The sequence below is a fragment of the Chitinivibrionales bacterium genome, from assembly GCA_035516255.1.
Taxonomy (GTDB): domain Bacteria; phylum Fibrobacterota; class Chitinivibrionia; order Chitinivibrionales; family FEN-1185; genus FEN-1185.
Window position 1 is genome coordinate 38,256 of the sequence record DATJAL010000001.1, and the last position, 17,036, is coordinate 55,291.

Below are 17,036 nucleotides of genomic sequence, written 5' to 3' on the forward strand. Positions count from 1 at the left end.
TTTTATTCCTTTATGAACGTTCCCGGCGGGAGCGGAAAGCCCTGCGGAATGATGCCGGGCGGCATGTATTTTACAAAATCCCCGAGAGGAATTATCCACTGTATTTGGTTGGACGCGGATGGTGAAATGTTCACGCGAATTCCCGCCGTGTCAATGCCGCAATCTATGGAATCCAACGTATTGGTGGTGAGGTTGATCTGGTGACAGTTCTTCCTGTTCATCCAGACCGTGTCCGCGTTTGTCGCGCTGTCGGTGACGACCCGCCATGTGCCCGTTTCCCGGTGCATGGTATCGGTATGATTTATGTTCACGTTAATGCCGTACATGAGGCTGCTGTCGAAATGCATGACGATGTAAAACGTCGTGTCGAGGTTATAGGGCATGGAAAATGACCAAGTGCCGATCACTTGCGAGTCATTTTTTGGAATAGGGTTATTCACTTTGTCATTGCCGCATTGCAGAAGAAGAACAGCCGCGATAAAAACAAAAATTATTTTTTCCATATGATTGCTCTCCATGCGCTTAAACAATCATTCGATCATGTTAATGCGTGTGGCTGCAAACGCCTCATATGCTTAGTAAATATACCCTAAATAGACAATTATTTCATAAATTGTTTATCTGACAATTCAGTCAAAGGCTTTTACAATGCACATTGTTTCAAAAATACTTATGATTAAATCCTATTTGTAAAGCCTGTAAAAAGGTAAGTCGCATTACAATGGCTTTTTCTCTTCTCCACCCTGAAAATATCACCGCGGTCGTGGCAATACCACCTATTTGTGATTTCTATTTTACCCCGCACAGATTTTCATCCCTTGGCGCTAAAATAGTCTGTAACATTCTTTTGGAAAAAGGAATCAAGGTGGATTTTTTTAATTTCCCAATCATGGAAGAAAAGACCAAAGTCATTGATATGCCTTCAGAACTGTCTTATTTAAAAAAAAATATCATACCAAATGAAACCGGAAAATTGTCATATTTCACAAAATATCAGCGATTTGGACCTTCCCCGGAAGAATGTGCAACCATTATTTTTTCTTTAAAACCATCCATTTGTTTTCTCAGTTGTTTTGCCTATTCCTACGCTAAAGAACTCATTGATTTGGCAACAGATATCAAGAAATTACAACCGAATATTCTCGTTGTTGCCGGAGGTGCCGGCGTCAGCGCATATCCCCATTTCTTTATCAGGAATAAACACATAGACTTTGTTATGACAGGAGAAGCAGAAGTAAGCTTAGCCACATTTATCAATTCGCTTCTCAGCACCGATCATGATTTTGAACTGGTCCCGAATTTGTTCTGGAAGAAAAACACCTTTATCATTGAAAATCATGTCAAGTCATTCGCAGCGTCAAAAGAAATACAGCCTGTTATTGCTAAAGTTTTTGAAACCCCGAACAGGGTCTATTTTTCTACCAGTTTTAGCAGGGGTTGTCCAAAAGGATGCAGGTTCTGCTCAAACTTTTTAACGCATGGCAAAATTTTTCGGACAATTCCTTTAGATAAGGTCTTCCAGAACATTGATACGTTTTTGATCGATGAAAAAACTCAAAAAAAGGCCATTTTCTTCAATTTTGAGGATGATAACCTTCTTTTGGCGCCTGAATATTTTTTAAATATAATGCAGGTAATTCGCGGAAAATACCCCGGAATCCGGTTCCTGGCTGAAAATGGCATTGATTATAACTTACTTTCTCATGACTTAGCCGAAAGATTGATCAAGGCTGGAATGTCGGGTTTCAACTTTACCCTGGTTTCACTGAAATATGAGATTTTAAAATACCAAAACAGAGGTTCATCCCTCTCACATTTTAAATCAATACTCAATCATGTAAATGACCTTGGAATTCCTGTCCTTTCTTATTTCATTTGCGGCTTGAAAGGTGATAGCAAACAAGATGTGGTGAAAGTACTCTCTTATTTAAGAAATCTTCCGACAACAGTTGGAATATCAATGTTTTATGGTATTCCAAATCTCCCGGATTTTAGCGAAATGACTTTATTCGATAATCTTGTCCCATGTATCAGCAATGGTTCTTCAGCATATCCGTGGAGCGATACTTTGTCAACTACTGAGCTCGTAACAGCTTTTAGAATAAGCAGATACGTAAATCTTCTCAAATCTTCAAGCAAAACGAAATTGGATTTTCAATTAATTGGAAAAATTGAAAAGGAGAAAAAATTATTTACTTTAATGAAAGAAAAAAAAGAAATAAAAATAGCTGAGGTGCCGGAATATGATAAAGAAATGGTGAGCCTGTTTTTAAAAGAGTAGTTCTTGACCTTGTCACGCCTTGAAAATGAAATACACCGCCCCCAACAAACACAAACCGGCCCAAAGGAAATTGAGCTTAACAGGCTGACGCATATAAAGAACTGCAAACGGCACGAATACCGAGAGCGTTATCACCTCTTGAAGAATCTTCAGCTGGCCCAAGTTAAGCGCTGAATATCCGATCCTGTTTGCAGGCACCTGTATCATATATTCAAAAAAAGCGATGGTCCAGCTTATAATGGCCGCGATGTACCATTTCCTGTCTAACAGGTTCCGGAGATGCGCGTACCATGCAAACGTCATAAACACGTTTGAAAGAATCAACAGGGCCGTTGTTTTAAGAACTACAGGCATAGTAAAAATTCTCCTTTGGAAAAAGGCATTTAAAATAATTGAACCGGAAGAAAAAAGAAAGTTGCTGGATAAAATCTATGCGAGGATGGAAACGGGAACCGGCAGAACTTTGTTCTTAAAGGCAAGTTTGAAATAATTACCTTTTTCATCAGTATCAAGCCAGATACGGCCCTGATGGGCATTCATCACCATTTTGCAGAAGAAAAGGCCAAGCCCTTTGGAATATTGGGAACCTTTGCTTTCGAGGCGCGAGTATTTATCAAATATGGTAATCTTTTCTTCGTCGGGTATTGGATTCCCTGAATTGAAGAAGCACAGAACATTCTCATCATTCCGGATTTCAAGAGTCAGCACAACAGTGCCGGCCCGCGGAACGTACTTTGCCGCATTGCTGAAAAGGTTCTGCATTATCCGTTCCACAAGGTAATAGTCCGCCTCTATGGTAAACGAACCCTTTGTGTTGTCCACTAAATCCACGGAAATATTCTTTTCTTCAAACATGACGTTCTGACGCAGTAAATCCGCGATATCAAACAAAACGTCCTTGGTAAGGATTTCCTTTTTGATGCGGAGCTTGCCCTCTTCCATCTTTCCGATATCAAGCAGGTTTGATGCAAGGCTGACAATGCTCGAGCAGCAATCGCCCACGATCCGCGCCGTTTTAAGCACTTTTGGATCTTCCGGATATTGTTTGGCAAGCAACGTGGAGTTACCCTCGATTCCGGCCGCAAAATTCTTAATATCGTGCACGATCGTGCCCGCAAAAAGCCCTCGCATGCGCTCGGCGTCCACCAGTTTTACGTTATTTTCCGCGAGCTGCTTGTTTTTTTCCTGAATGTCGTTTGTCTGTTCCTTCACCTTCTTTTCCAGGTTCCTGTTGAGGCGTTTGAATTCCTCCATGAGATAAGCGTTTTGAAGGAGGATGTCGGCCTGCGCGGACAGGATCTGCGCCGTTTTTTTCGCGCTTTCCGAGAAAAGGCCGCTTACCATGTCGTTGCCGAGGTAAACGCAGCCTTGGTATTTGTCGCCATGGCACAACGGCACGCAAAGGACCGAACGGACCCTGTCGGTATCGCCTTTATCAAGATCTTCTTTTGGAGCATTTTTAACAAGGACGATTGCTTTCTGCTTTTTTGTTTCCTCAACTACTTTATCCATAAAACGGATGTCTGAAGGTTTTATCATCGTGCCGTCAAAATTCATGGCAAGCGATTTACCGGTGAAATCATTCTCGCTGTTCCCGTCTAAAAACACGCATCCGTACTGCGCGCCCGTCGCCTTGATCATCGCGGACAGAACCTGCTTGAGCAGGACATCAATGTCATCAATCTTCCTTATTGATGCGCTTACCTCATAAAGTGTATCAAGCCGTACCTGGCTTATTTCCGAGGCCGATTCGGATAATTGGATTTCCTGGGGAGCCGCGTGAGGCCTATGTTCAAAAATAACGATGTCCGCTTTGTCTTTAAGCCGGTCGGTCTCCAGTACCGCGCCGCATTGATGAAAAAGCTTATAAGCGGCGTTGAACTGGTCACGGGCCTGACCGGGCAGGTTGCAATCCTCAAGAAACAAGCCATAATCGCGCAGCGACTTGGCTTCCTCGTACCGCATGTCGAGAACGTGGTGTCTCTTGATGGCCTTCTTAAAAAGATAATTGGCAATGCGGCGGCGGCCTTTAAAGGCGCTGTACCAGGCAAGGCAGCGGAGGGCGGCGCCCATGTGTGGCGGATAAACAATACCCTGGAAAAAGGCTTTTCTGCAATTGATAATGAGTTCTTTAAGGAGTTTTTTTTCTGAAAGATCCAGTTGCTTGGCTAATTCGTTGTTTAGCCTGTTTCGCAATTCGATAGTAAGTATTTCGCAATGGGTAGAAAAAGCGAAGGCTACATATTCCTGGTTAAGATTTTTTTCTTTAATGGTTGTGGCAATATTGGTGCTGATTTTGTAAGATTCTCTTAGTTGATTTCGCAAGATTCCTGTTTTTAAAAGATATCCACTAATGATTGTCTGAACAAGAGAATCGTGAATTTTAGTTCTTTCATTTTCAATATTTAAAATATCATCTTCATTCTTGACATTTTGTAACTCATAGAGAAATACTTTAGTACTCCTAGCATTCAAGAAACCTCTCAAATCACCACATTCTTGACATAGTTCAATTTCCTTTTCAAATAACTCAATACTTTCTTTTAACATTCCTTTTTTTTCTTGAATCCAGCCCATATTTTCTATTGGGACAATTTGACCCCAGAAATCTCCAGCGGAACGGTATTTTTCAATGGAACTGTACAGCATTTTTATGGCGTTTTTCCATTTGCCCCAATACGCATAAATGATTCCACAAAAACATTCTGCAGTAGCAAACAGGTCTTTGCGATTTATCTTTCCAAGTATTTTAATTGATTTATCAAAATAAATTAATGATCTGTTCTTCATTAGTGAAACATAGGCGCCAACAATATGAAAAATGTAGGTTTCTGCTTTTTCGTAACAATCCGGCAATCTGTCTGCAAGGTTCATTGCTTTAAGATGTATATACATTGCCAGAACCATGTCTTTAAAAAATAACGAGTAAGATAATTTATTAGATATTGTCAAGGTAAGCCTAATATTTTCGGTAATGTTTTTGGGAATTAAATGCTTTAAACCAATTGAATAAATAAATTGTATTATTGCTTGCAATAAAAGTAAAATGCTGGCCAGAGCCTTACTTTGTGGCAACTTAGCATTCATCTGTTTTAAAGTATCAGTGAAAAATTTTATAGAGCTATCAAACTCCCCCATGTTATGATAAATCGACCCAACTCTATATTTTATTTCCAGTTGTTGGTACTTCTCAAGCGCCTCGGGTTTTTCCAGCAATTTCAAAAACGTATTCAGCGCCTGCTGGTTCCTTCCGGTCATCATGAGCACGTTTCCGAACTCCATCTGTACTTTGATCAAGTCCACGGGAACAGGCAGGCCAAGAGCCGGACATTGCGACGCCATGATGGAAGTGTTCATGAAATAACGCGTGGCAATGTCGAACGTGATTTTTTCAGATGCGTATCGAGCAGCTTCGTAGCAGACCTTTATGGCTTTTGCCAGGTTTTTGCTCTTCAGATAATATTCCGCCGCGTTGAATATTAATTCCTTATTCAAGGCTAATTTTTCTTCATAAACAACCGCTATTTTTTCATTAAGCGTAAAAGCATCATTCTTTGGCAGGCGCAGAACTATGGATTCCTGGACTTTATCATGCCTGAAGTAAAAGTGATTTTCGGATTTCCTTATTATAAATCCCAGATTTTCGAGCTTGCGGAGAATACGGCTCACTTCCTTTATTTCAAAACCACCGATTTTTTCTACAATGTCTGTTTCGATTTTTCCCTGAATAAGCGACGCAAGCATGAGATACCGTTTTTCGTTCTCATTCAATATTTCCAATCTGGAAAGCACGAGAGAGACGGGGTCGAATTTTTCCGGCAGCGATTTAATGTCCGGTTTGCTGTAAACCCATCCCGAAGAAGAAGGTTTGAGAATGGAAGCATTCACCAGATACTGCACTGCTTCTGAAACCGTGAATGGATTGCCGTCCGTTTTAGCGCACAGCACATCAATAAGGCCGCCCGCGTCCTGAATATCGCCTATTCGGGACGAAACAAGCTCTTTGATGTCCGCACGGGAAAACGGCCTGACGTGAAGCAGCTTTCTTATCCCGATTTTCCTGAGGTCCGCGCCGTATGCGAAAACGTCGGTGTCAGATTTTTCCGTCCTGAACGAAATCACGAGCATGCATGAGGGCTGCATGCCGAGAAATTTTTTAAGCACTTGAAATGAAATCTGGTCTATCCATTGGAAATCATCAACGAATACGATTGATTGCTTAAAAAGGCCGATCGCGGCGAAAAGCAATGAAAGGACATGGATGATGCGCTCCGCTTCTTTTTCCTTTTCTACCTTGTCTATCTCCCCCACTTTTTCAAAATGTCCGTGAAGCTCCGGGATTATCGAGCATATAACGCCCGAATAGTCGGTAAGATATTTCTGCAGCGTTTCCTTGAACAGGTTTTTTTCATTGGGACTGCATAGCGCGATTTTCGAAAGCAGTTGAAGAATGAGATGGCGGACAACGGAATAAGGCTGGGTCGAGCTGAACTTGTTGCATTTCGAGGAAAGAAACATTGTTCTTTCTTCATTTACCTTTACACTGAACCGGCCGACTATCTCGGTCTTGCCCACGCCCGACTTTCCGAAAATCAGGAATGAGGAACCATTTCCCGACTCCAATTGTTCCAGCCCCCGGTTAAGAGCCTCGATTTCGGCATCGCGGCCGACAAATATTTTTGAGCGGCCGGCAGCTATTATGGCGTCTCTTTCGCCGGGGACAAAGGTGGTTTTTCCTTCTTCCTTAATGCTGAGAATTGCCTGTTCTATATCGTGTTTGAACCCGCTTGCGGTCTGATAACGGTCATCCGGAGAGGGTTTTAAGGATTTCAGAAGAATAGTGTTAAGATAGCCGGGAATATTTTTGACGGGTTTGACTTCGGTCTTAAGGGTAAATTTAAGAAGTTCTTCAAGAGAATCTTTGTAATCGGGAAACGGCAGACTCCCCGAGATCATCCTGTAGAGCATAATTCCGACGCAGAAAAGGTCTGACCTGGGATCAATTTTGAAATCCGTAAACCCCATTTGCTCGGGCGAAAGATACGGCATGGTGCCCACTATCCTGTTTTCCGGCACCTTTCGCGCCTCTTCTTCGAACATGGAAAGACCGAAATCAAGGAGTTCCAGGCCCCGCTCTTCATTGATGTAAATGTTGTTAGGGTTCAGGTCGCAATGGATAATGCCCCGCGCATGCACATATTCAAGCGCGTCCAGGACATGTTGGACGTACAACAAGGCTTCATCGGGAGCAATTGCACCCTTGGCTTCGAAGATTTTTGCAAGGGTGGTTCCGCGGCGGTAGGGATACAGGATCGAATAGCTGATTTCGTCGGCAAATGTGAGTACCGGCTTGGCAATGTTCGGGTGGTCGAGCGAAGAAACCGTGTCCACTTCTTTTCTGAAACGTATTTTCCTTTGAATGGCCTCACCCGAGACGCCTTTTTGCTCCTTTAGCGATTTAAGCAGGAAACGCTCCCCTGTTTCCTTTTTTTTCACCAGAAACACGTCGCTGTCATGGCTGGAGGAAACAAGATTGATGGTGTCGAATTTTTGCTGAAGGGCTTCCATACTCGCTTAAAGGATAAATTAATTGAAGGGAAAACTACACAAGAACCGATCAGAATAGGTAAGTTAAATTCTATTATTGAAAAGGCTTTTCTGTCAAGAAGAAAAAGGATGGGGATCAGGCTCAGTTTGGACGAAACAGAAAAATATCACGGACGGACTTATCTTACGGAAAGACAGCCTCTATTTGTCGCCCCAGATCAGACCTTCTCCTGAAATACTTTTTTTAACGCCTTCATAAGCGCCGATGTAGGCTTGAAATCTTCCAGGTTCTTAATGTCCTGAATGAATTTTACAGTTCGCGGTTTAAGAGGCAGCATCTCCTCTTTATCATAGTTAATTTCAATTATGGAGGATGATTTTTCATTTTCATAATATGTTATTGCTTCTTTAAACGAGGAACGGATAGAAGCAACATCTATCGCCTTGAAATAGTGTATGCCAAATGATTCGGAAAATAGCCTAAGATCTGGCATGAAAAACGATGTACAATAACCAAGGTCGCCATAAATTAGCTTTTGCGCCCACTCCACAACATTATAACGATTCTCTACAAAAATGACCCAAATAACCGGTAACGCATATTGCCGGGCGGTTGCGATTTCCATGCCATGCATCAGGAATGCCCCATCGCCGGAAATCGAGAACACCATTTTTGAAGGAAATGCCTTTTTTCCGCCAAGGCATCCAGCAATGGCTTGTCCCAGGGTATAATTGCTCATGGTTATGGAATATGCATTCTTACGGGTCTTCAGGTTTCGTAATGAGAAATAGCCATTCGCCCCAATATCGCAAAACACCATTGAGTTCAACGGCAAAATTTCGGAGATCTCTTTGAAGACTCGTTGGGGCCGCAATGGTGTCGCGGAATCATTCATTTCGGCTATACTTGCCTTATTATCCAGAGCAATCTTTTCTTTCACATCTTCGCCAAAATATTTCTTTGTAACAACCTTTCCCATTTCGACGGTGATTCTTGAGAGAATTTCCCCCAGGTCGCCGGTTGTCGCGAGAAAGACGGGGTAGTTGCGTGCGATGTCGTAGCCGTCGATATCGACTTGAATCAATTTTTTCCCGGAAAATAAATCCGGATCGAATTTTAACGTGGCAAACTCGCCGAAATCCTCTCCTATCGCGACTATTGTGTCGCTTTCCTTGACCAGCACCTCTGCGCTTCTGTGACCGTACAAATCCAATACCCCGCCGAAAAAGGGAGAAAACTCGTCAACAAGGCCTTTGGCGCTCGCGGTAACAATAACCGGAATGCCAAATGTTTCAAAAAGCTCTTGAACCTTGTCGGATACGTCCGGGCACCAGCATCTTTGACCTATAAGAAGAAGTGGTTTCGTAGAGTTCTTGAGCTCCTCGACTATCTTGAAAATTTGTTTTGTTTCCGCCCTCACACTTTCTGTGCAACGGTATTCTTTCATAGAAATAGAAGAGAAGTCTATCTGTTTCTCAAAATGGTCCGTTGGAACCAGTAGATGAACCGGGCCTTTTCGCCCGTATGAAGAACACCTGCATAAGTCACGTATGTGGAAAGGTATGTTCTCGGGATCTATGGCGGTAATCGTCTTTTTAGTAACCTCTTTCATTATGCTGGAAATTGAATAGGTGTTTCCAATTCCGGAATCTTCCTGGAAAGAATTTCGGCCCCATAAGTATGTCGGGACTATCGGGGTAAGCACAAAGCATGGGATATTTGCCTTGTGCATCTCGGCTATTCCGGCAAGCAGATTCATTGCGCCGGGACCCGCTGTACCAAGAATTAAGGCAGGCTTTTGCGCAAACTTTGCGTAGTTTAACGCCATAAGACTCGCCGCGCCTTCATGCTTGACAGAAATGAATTCTATTCTTGAGCCTCTTAAAGCATTGAAGAACGCAAGATAATGTGAACCGGTTATTCCAAAAGCACACTCCACGCCTTCTTCTTCTAAACACTTAACAATGGCTTGCGCGACAGTTATTTTCATGCATGCTCTCCATCATGTTTTTTATTTACTTTTAATATAATTATTCCCAGGGAAAATCCACTATGCGAATTGGACTTATATCTCCCAAAGGAAATTTCAGCAGCAATGACCCAGAATTTAGAAAATTCTGGGACGACTCACCTTATACAATAACATACCGTCAAAATTGGTCCGGCCTAGGGACAGGTTTATTGATAGTTGCCGCATTGACGCCACCTGAATATGATGTGAAACTTATCGACGAAAATATTGAACCAATAAATTTTTCCGATAAATATGATCTTGTCGGAATCACTGCAATGACCCAGCAAGCAACCAGGGCATACCAGATTGCGGATGAATTTAGGAAAAGAAATATACCAGTCACTATTGGAGGAATTCATGCTACGATTTTGCCGGAAGAAGCTAAAGAACATTGTGATAGTGTTGTAATCGGTGAATCTGAAAACACTTGGCCGATATTGTTAACGGATTTGGGAAGAAATACATTATTACCCTTTTATAGGGCAGATAAGGCAGTAAACCTTAAAGATTCACCATTACCAAGATATGATCTGTTAAAAAAACATTTCTATTCGATTGTCTGGCTTCAAACCACACGCGGATGTCCGCACGATTGTGATTTTTGCGCTGCATCAAAGATTTTTGGTGCAAAATACAGATTTAAAGATATAAGTCAGTTAAAGCAAGAAATAGAATTGATCCGAAAAGAACTGGGGGATATTCTGATTGGTATTGCTGATGACAATATTGCCGTAAATAAAAACTACCTTACCCTATTGCTAGATTATTTCAAACAATCTGGCATTAGATGGTTAGGCCAATCTGACATTTCCATTGCCCAGGATAACGAAATGTTAAGAATGGTTCGAAAAAGTAATTGCAAATTTCTTTTATTGGGGCTTGAAAGTATATCAGCAAAAAACTTAAAAGCAATTAATAATAACTCCTGGAAATATGACAGATTATCTAATTATTCGACATATACACGAAGAATTCAGGAAACCGGCATTGGTGTAATGGGTTCTTTTATTTTCGGCTTCGACCATGATGATATTACTATTTTTAAAAAAACCGCCGAATTTGTCTTAGAAAACAATCTTTATTATGGGAATTTCAGCATCCTTACCCCCTATCCAGGTACAAGATTAAGGGAGAGATTATTAAAAGAAAACAGATTATTAACTACTCCTTGGGAAAAATATACCCTTTGGGATGTGAATTTTATTCCTAAAAAAATGAGCGCCTCGGAATTACAATCAGGATTGTTTGATGCGTATAAAATGATAAATACGAGAGAAGCCTTTGAAAAAAGAGCAACTTATTTTAAAAATATTTTTAAAAAACAAATCAATATTTTATAAAAATTATTTATACGAATTTAATTTTCTGCGGTAGCTTATATTTGGAAATATATTCCTCACACCAAGTTTGATACTTTTTTTTATCATTCTCATTCTTATTATTAAGTTCAACATTTACACGTAGAATATTATATAGCAATTCATCTGGTTCACACTCAACGGTTGCCTTGATAACATTCCCAGGTATCTTCAGTAGTCGTTCCAATTCGGCAGGATATACTTTATTTCCGCCCAAATTATACATTCGTTTTTTGCACTCAATGAAATAGAGATACCCTTCCTCATCCATTTTACCTATGTCTCCTGAATGGAGCCATCCATTTTTTAAAATCAAATGCGTAGCTTTCGGATTATTATAATATCCTTTCATTACATTCATACCTTTAATACATATCTCTCCGACTTGTCCGATGGGCAGGACTTGGTCCCTCAGATCAAAAATCCTCACTTCGCAACAAGGCAAAGCGCGTCCTACCGAACCTTGCTTTACTTTGTCTCCAGGATAATGAAATGTACAGATTGGCGATGCTTCCGTAAGACCATAGCCTATTTGTATTTCAATATTGAAGTTGCTTTTAAATAGATTGAATATTTTATCGGAAAGCGGCACGCCGCCACAGACACAACTTCTTAATGTAGTTGGGAAGCCTTTAGTTTTATAAAATTTCCCCAGAGGATAAAAAATGGCGGGAATGCTGTAAATGTGCGACACGCTCAGCTTATTTATCTGATCGGCAATTATTTTTATTTTCAGGAATTCTTCTAGCTCAACTATAAATATGGAAGTTTTTGAGAGACTTGGGATAAAAATGCCTGTTTGCAAAGCAAATAAATGGCAATAAGATATCAATGCGCAAGATATTGCACCAGTTGTGACTTTATTAGCCAACATACCTGCCTTTGCATTGGCAAACAAGCTCTCATTTGTCAGCATCGCCGCCTTTGCGAACCCGTCGGATGCGTTCGTATACAGCATCAGGCACACGTCTTCCAGCCCTTCCAGTCGTTTTTCCTCCAACCTGCAGTCCCTGAATTCGAATTCTTTTTCAAAATCAAACGCGTCGGTCGTTTTATCAATGCGAATGAGGGCGCCCGGGACGGTATCGGCCATCATTTCGACAAGCTCCAGTCTGCCTATGGCAGGGTCCACCAGCACGCAGATGCGCCCGGACTTGATGATGCCGAACAGCGCATAAACCATCTTGATGTGGTTAGGGGCGAAAAGATAGACAAAAGGAGAGTTTGAAACGGAACGCTTATTAAGTCGGTCGGACACGGCGTCAATGCTTCGACTTACCGTGTCGGGCGTGTAGGTTTTGTCCCTGAAATAGATGTTGCCGAAATTGAGTCTGTCGGTGAGAAGCGGCATCAGCAAGTGTTCCGGTTCAAGAGCGCACCAATGTTAGTTTGACTCAGGCGGGCGTTATTTTGAAACGGCCCCGGCCTTTTCGATTTCGCCATCCAGCACTGCAAGAAAATCGTTGAACGTTTTTGCCTCCATTGCGGAAATCGGAAGCTCGATGTTGAATTCCGTTTCGAGTCTTGCCAACACCGCCACAAATTGCATGGAGTCGAGATTCACCTGCTCCCGCAGGTTTTTTTCAGGATCAATGGTGGCGGGATCGACATTTACCGCGCTCCGGATGGCATTGTAGATTCTTTTTTTTAAAGCTTCGGTCATCTCCTCTTCCCCCCGGAATAAAGTTGATTTGCACTATGCTTGTTTTTATTATTGTTGATTCACCGGCCTGAAACTTTTGCATCAAAGGTTTTGGATTTCTTTCTATTATGCAACGGTTGCGGGAATATTGCAAGGTCTTTGTTCTTTATTGAGTTCCATCAAACATTTCTTGTATCGGTTTAAATCCTCATCCGTATAAACATGCTTTCCGGCAGAAAAAGAAATGCCTAAATTCTGAAATGCATCCAGCTTTTTGAGAAATAAATTTATTTTTTCCGAAGTGATGTTTCCCCTGCCCCAGGAGCATGGCAGCGAATCATCAAGTGCAATCAATATGCCCTCCACCTGGCACCCGTAAAACGTATCCGGGGCGGCAAGCCCGATGTCGAACCCGGGGTCCAGATTGAACGGCAGAGATACAATTCCGCCGTGATAAATAAAAACATCTTTCCGCAACGGCTCAGTCACCTTCACATTTTGCGGGGCTGAAGCGTCGCAGATAATGGTGCCCGGCCTGAAATCGTCCTGTACATATATTGGGACATAGGCGCTTGTCACAAAAATGACTATATCGGACCATTGCACCGCCTTGTTGTTATCGGTTGATATTTCAACCTCGCAAGTCATCAGGTCTTTCCGGCTTTGCAGCAGGGTCTCTAATGATCCCGTACTGCGCGCGGTAAGGATCATCTTCTTCACTCTGTTGCCAAAATAAGAAACACATCCGCTGCCGATATCACCGGATGCACCAACAATACCCAGGGTTATCTTACCTAAATCGACGCCGAATTCAGCGGCTGCCTTCTCCACGGAGCGCACAATGACCGCGGCGGTAAGGGAATTGCCGGAAGTGAGCTTTATCTCGTGTTTTTGGGCGAAATCCTTTTCCTGCCCCTGCAGCACAATCGAGGTGAAAGCGCCCAAAGCGGCCACACTGCATCCGCTTTGTGAAGCGATGGAAAGGGCCATGTCGATCTTTTCAACCACTTTTCGGAGACGAATGTCTTTCATGTCGGGCAAAAACGGGACCATGATGAGATGCGCGTCGAAAAAGTCTTTGCCGTCGAAAGTCAGGCCGCGCCATTCGGTCACCTTGTATGAGGGCGCCCATTCGAAAAGTTTGATCAGAAGTTTGTCGCTGTAGGTCTTATTGGGCTTGAGATGGCGTATGTAGGCACGGTAAAGATCCATGTCGGCTGGATGGCCTATGAAGGCAACTGAGCCCTTGTAATGCGGGTCCACGGCTGAATCCTTTTCACGGAGCATGTCGCTATTGCTGCAGACCAAAGCCCTACTCTTTGATTCTTTTTAACAGAGCCGCATATTCGGTTTCGCCGAGCGCGTTGGTGAATTGGATGCGCACGGTTCTTGATGCGATATCATGGTGCATTTCCCGCGCAGTCAGTTTTATGCCGGCCAGATCGAACGGTTCGTCATGCCACTCAAAATGATCGTCGTATTTAAAGAGCATGCCTTTGGGAGAAATGTTGATGAGAAAGATCGGCAACGCACGGCCACCTGACACGATCGAAACATGTTTCTCGACCAACTGGCGTTCCCAGGTTCTCGTCGAGGTCGTGGTGAGCAGTTTCACCATTTCCTCGATTTGCTGCACACTGACGGCTTTTTTAAAAATGATCCGCGAGTTTTTGTGCTTGAGATCGTTGAACAGCGACTCCGCTTCGATGACCATGTTCCCTATCTTGACCGTCACGTTGGCGGCGTCGAACTCGCCGTCGTAGTAAAACATCATGCCCATCTGTGAAATGTTCACCACATAGGCGCGGATGTCTTTCCCGTTGAGGTTGATGTTGTTGTATCTGCCAACGTTGAAACGCCGGAATTTCCTGTCGTCGGCCTGCGTTCTTGTCAATTCCTCCTTTATCGCATGGATCATGGAATCGATGTTGGTCTTCATTTTTTCCTTGAGGATATGCCCGAGCACCTCCTCGATGACGGGAATGCCGAGGTTGTAATCGATGGAGAAGTAGATTTTTATCCCCTCGTTCTGAAAATCCTCGACCTTCCATTTGCCGTTGATGTTCTCAAAATCGCCGTCAATGGACTCGAACCGGAGTTCGTAATTGTCAACGTCGTAATAGTCGCGTTCCACCCATTTGAGGGGTGCCTCCTCTACGGTCACGAACCATTCGGATTTTCCCTCGGTGGCGGATTTTTCAATGATATTAACGCGGTCGACGTTTTCCATGATGTTCTCGTACCGTGAATAATCGGAAATGATGGTCCACGCAAATTCCTTTCTCACTTTGCCTTTCAGGATCGCCTCTGTCGAAACGCGTTCGTAACCCATCTCAATTGTCCCCGATGTTTTTTATTGTGTAAATAAACGTCGTCTGCGGCACGCTCTTGTCCGATTCCACGCGGATTTTTCCACCCATGGCCTCAACCGCCATTTTGCAGAAGGTAAGTCCCAGGCCGAAATTCCTGACGCCGGCAGACTGTTTTACCAATTGAACGCTGGAAAACTTATCGAATATCATGTTTCTCTGGTCCTCTTCAATGTACGAGCCTGAATTGCTCACGCTTGTCTGCACAGCGCCGTCCGCACATTCCTGATAGGACACGGCGATTCTGCCCTCAGCGGGTGTGTAAAAAACGGCGTTGGAGACAATGTTAAAAAGGATTCGCGAGTACAGATCCCGATCTGCAACCAGGAAAAGAGGGGGGTTCTCCCTGGGTTCTATTGAAAAAGCTCTATTAGAAGATAGAATTTGCTGGCGCAGCGGCGCAAGCGTCGCCTCAACTTCGTTGTTGACGCAAAACTTTTCCCGGGATAGAGAAATCGAGCCCGCCTCGAACTTGGCCACGCTCAATATGTTCTCTATCATTGTTTTCATTTGCAAGACGCCCGAATCGCACGTGGTGACGATTCTCTGTTGGTTTTGATTAAGCGATTCGGGAAGATACCGTTTCGCGAGTTCCCACGCACCCATGATGCATTGCAAGGGACTTTTCAGATCATGGATAAGAATCCCGAAATAGAGTGCATTGAGCTTTGCAATATTTTTCTTGGCTATGACATCAGGGACTTTTTTAAGAAATTCCTTTTCGTTGAAAGGTTTTGTCAAGTAATCCGCGGCGCCCTTTTTCATGCACTCCAGGCCCGTGCTGAGTGAATCGTGCGACGTGAACATCATTACTTGGACATATTTGTGACGCTCCCGTATATCGGGCAGCAGTTCGATGCCATTCTTGCCGGGGCCGAGGTTTATATCGAGCAGAACGATGTCGGTTTCAGGGTGGGAATCAAGATATTGGATGCCTTCTTCCCCGCTAAGGGCGTATTGCGCAGTGAATCCCATGGTCTCCAAAAGGCCGGACACGCCTATGCATATCGGCATTTCGTCATCGACGAGAAGGATGTGTGCGCGGGGAATCTTTTCAGATGCCATGACAAGACCCATTGCTATGGATTATCCGCTGAAATAAAAATAAATATAATTAATAATTTTATAGGTTCCTTCAAATAACATGATTCCTGTCCGGATATAAACTTCCTGCCGGTTTTATAAAATACCGGATAAAATCTTTGTTGAAAACAGTTGCGAAATCTATTTTGAAAAAGTTCAGGCAATGGTCAAGTCGGATAGAAAGCTGCCAATGAAACTTGAAGTCTATAAAAAGAACGGCTACCTTGTCATACGCCTAAAAGAGGATGTGGGCCTCAACAGCGATCTCACCGGGTTGAAATCTGTTATAGAGCAGCGTCTGGCCCAGGGCGCGCGTCTGATTGCGATTGCGTTTACACCATCATCCTACCTGTATACTAAGTCTATTTCTGTTCTCATCGCCTGCTCCGAATTGATTAAAGACGCTGGCGGACGGCTTGCCATCGTCGAAGCTAACAGGGACATCCTGGATATTTTGTCGGTTATCGACTTTGATAAGGTGATAAAAATATTCGCAGATGAAAATGATTTGGTATCCGACACTGTTTCTGCCCCATCTTCTTCTATTTGACTTACTCATCCTGCGACAAGATGATCATGTGAAATGACATTATAAGAAATTGTGAAGTTCTTTCCGTTCTTCAATAAAAATCATCACTAATTTCGAATGCATAATTTCAGGGATTGGATAATAAATAATAGCATCCTTAATCCATCACACTGAAATTGTTTTTCTTTCCATTGACATCAAATTAACTTAAT

The 17,036-nt window shown here is 43.0% G+C and carries 12 protein-coding genes; 3 read left to right on the forward strand and 9 right to left on the reverse strand.

What is annotated here, in order from left to right; translation table 11 throughout:
• Positions 1-2 precede the first annotated feature (2 nt).
• Complete coding sequence (locus VLX68_00175) at positions 3-503, reverse strand: hypothetical protein (GenBank protein ID HUI90636.1); 501 nt, start codon at positions 501-503, stop codon at positions 3-5.
• Positions 504-721: 218 nt separating this feature from the next.
• Between VLX68_00175 and VLX68_00180 the strand changes: the two genes are divergently transcribed.
• Positions 722-2,281: a radical SAM protein gene (locus VLX68_00180; GenBank protein HUI90637.1), complete on the forward strand. Its 1,560-nt coding sequence runs from the start codon at positions 722-724 to the stop codon at positions 2,279-2,281.
• Between the two features lie 12 nt (positions 2,282-2,293).
• Here the strand turns inward: VLX68_00180 and VLX68_00185 are convergent, their stop codons facing one another.
• From VLX68_00185 to VLX68_00195, 3 genes are all read right to left on the reverse strand, one after another.
• Positions 2,294-2,635: a DMT family protein gene (locus VLX68_00185; GenBank protein HUI90638.1), complete on the reverse strand. Its 342-nt coding sequence runs from the start codon at positions 2,633-2,635 to the stop codon at positions 2,294-2,296.
• A 75-nt stretch (positions 2,636-2,710) separates the two neighbouring features.
• Positions 2,711-7,849, reverse strand: a complete 5,139-nt coding sequence (locus tag VLX68_00190) for an AAA family ATPase (protein HUI90639.1) — start codon at positions 7,847-7,849, stop codon at positions 2,711-2,713.
• Between the two features lie 197 nt (positions 7,850-8,046).
• The gene (locus tag VLX68_00195) at positions 8,047-9,819 is read right to left on the reverse strand and encodes a thiamine pyrophosphate-binding protein (GenBank protein ID HUI90640.1); all 1,773 of its coding nucleotides are present in this window, start codon (positions 9,817-9,819) and stop codon (positions 8,047-8,049) included.
• A gap of 62 nt (positions 9,820-9,881) precedes the next feature.
• On the opposite strand from VLX68_00195, the gene VLX68_00200 reads away from it, so the two are divergent.
• Positions 9,882-11,183, forward strand: a complete 1,302-nt coding sequence (locus VLX68_00200; GenBank protein HUI90641.1) for a radical SAM protein — start codon at positions 9,882-9,884, stop codon at positions 11,181-11,183.
• A 7-nt stretch (positions 11,184-11,190) separates the two neighbouring features.
• On the opposite strand, the gene VLX68_00205 is transcribed toward VLX68_00200, so the two are convergent.
• The 5 genes from VLX68_00205 to VLX68_00225 all read right to left on the reverse strand — a co-directional run bounded on the left by VLX68_00205 (position 11,191) and on the right by VLX68_00225 (position 16,277).
• Positions 11,191-12,552: an AMP-binding protein gene (locus VLX68_00205; GenBank protein HUI90642.1), complete on the reverse strand. Its 1,362-nt coding sequence runs from the start codon at positions 12,550-12,552 to the stop codon at positions 11,191-11,193.
• 54 nt (positions 12,553-12,606) lie between these two features.
• Positions 12,607-12,864 (reverse strand): acyl carrier protein, encoded by a 258-nt coding sequence (locus VLX68_00210; protein HUI90643.1) that lies wholly within the window; start codon positions 12,862-12,864, stop codon positions 12,607-12,609.
• A 105-nt stretch (positions 12,865-12,969) separates the two neighbouring features.
• Positions 12,970-13,833: a hypothetical protein gene (locus VLX68_00215; protein ID HUI90644.1), complete on the reverse strand. Its 864-nt coding sequence runs from the start codon at positions 13,831-13,833 to the stop codon at positions 12,970-12,972.
• Between the two features lie 322 nt (positions 13,834-14,155).
• Positions 14,156-15,175, reverse strand: coding sequence for an SRPBCC family protein (locus VLX68_00220; protein ID HUI90645.1), 1,020 nt, complete (start codon positions 15,173-15,175; stop codon positions 14,156-14,158).
• Position 15,176: 1 nt separating this feature from the next.
• Entirely contained in the window at positions 15,177-16,277 is a 1,101-nt protein-coding gene (locus VLX68_00225; protein HUI90646.1) for a response regulator, read from the reverse strand.
• Between the two features lie 208 nt (positions 16,278-16,485).
• Between VLX68_00225 and VLX68_00230 the strand changes: the two genes are divergently transcribed.
• A complete protein-coding gene (locus VLX68_00230; protein HUI90647.1) occupies positions 16,486-16,845 on the forward strand; it encodes an STAS domain-containing protein in 360 nt (119 codons plus the stop codon).
• Positions 16,846-17,036: the final 191 nt, after the last annotated feature.

Coding starts and splice junctions, on each gene's coding strand:
- VLX68_00175 (HUI90636.1), bottom strand. CDS start 503: ATGGAAAAAATAATTTTTGTTTTTATCGCGGCTGTTCTTCTTCTGCAA.
- VLX68_00180 (HUI90637.1), top strand. CDS start 722: ATGGCTTTTTCTCTTCTCCACCCTGAAAATATCACCGCGGTCGTGGCA.
- VLX68_00185 (HUI90638.1), bottom strand. CDS start 2,635: ATGCCTGTAGTTCTTAAAACAACGGCCCTGTTGATTCTTTCAAACGTG.
- VLX68_00190 (HUI90639.1), bottom strand. CDS start 7,849: ATGGAAGCCCTTCAGCAAAAATTCGACACCATCAATCTTGTTTCCTCC.
- VLX68_00195 (HUI90640.1), bottom strand. CDS start 9,819: ATGAAAATAACTGTCGCGCAAGCCATTGTTAAGTGTTTAGAAGAAGAA.
- VLX68_00200 (HUI90641.1), top strand. CDS start 9,882: ATGCGAATTGGACTTATATCTCCCAAAGGAAATTTCAGCAGCAATGAC.
- VLX68_00205 (HUI90642.1), bottom strand. CDS start 12,552: ATGCCGCTTCTCACCGACAGACTCAATTTCGGCAACATCTATTTCAGG.
- VLX68_00210 (HUI90643.1), bottom strand. CDS start 12,864: ATGACCGAAGCTTTAAAAAAAAGAATCTACAATGCCATCCGGAGCGCG.
- VLX68_00215 (HUI90644.1), bottom strand. CDS start 13,833: ATGGCCCTTTCCATCGCTTCACAAAGCGGATGCAGTGTGGCCGCTTTG.
- VLX68_00220 (HUI90645.1), bottom strand. CDS start 15,175: ATGGGTTACGAACGCGTTTCGACAGAGGCGATCCTGAAAGGCAAAGTG.
- VLX68_00225 (HUI90646.1), bottom strand. CDS start 16,277: ATGGCATCTGAAAAGATTCCCCGCGCACACATCCTTCTCGTCGATGAC.
- VLX68_00230 (HUI90647.1), top strand. CDS start 16,486: ATGAAACTTGAAGTCTATAAAAAGAACGGCTACCTTGTCATACGCCTA.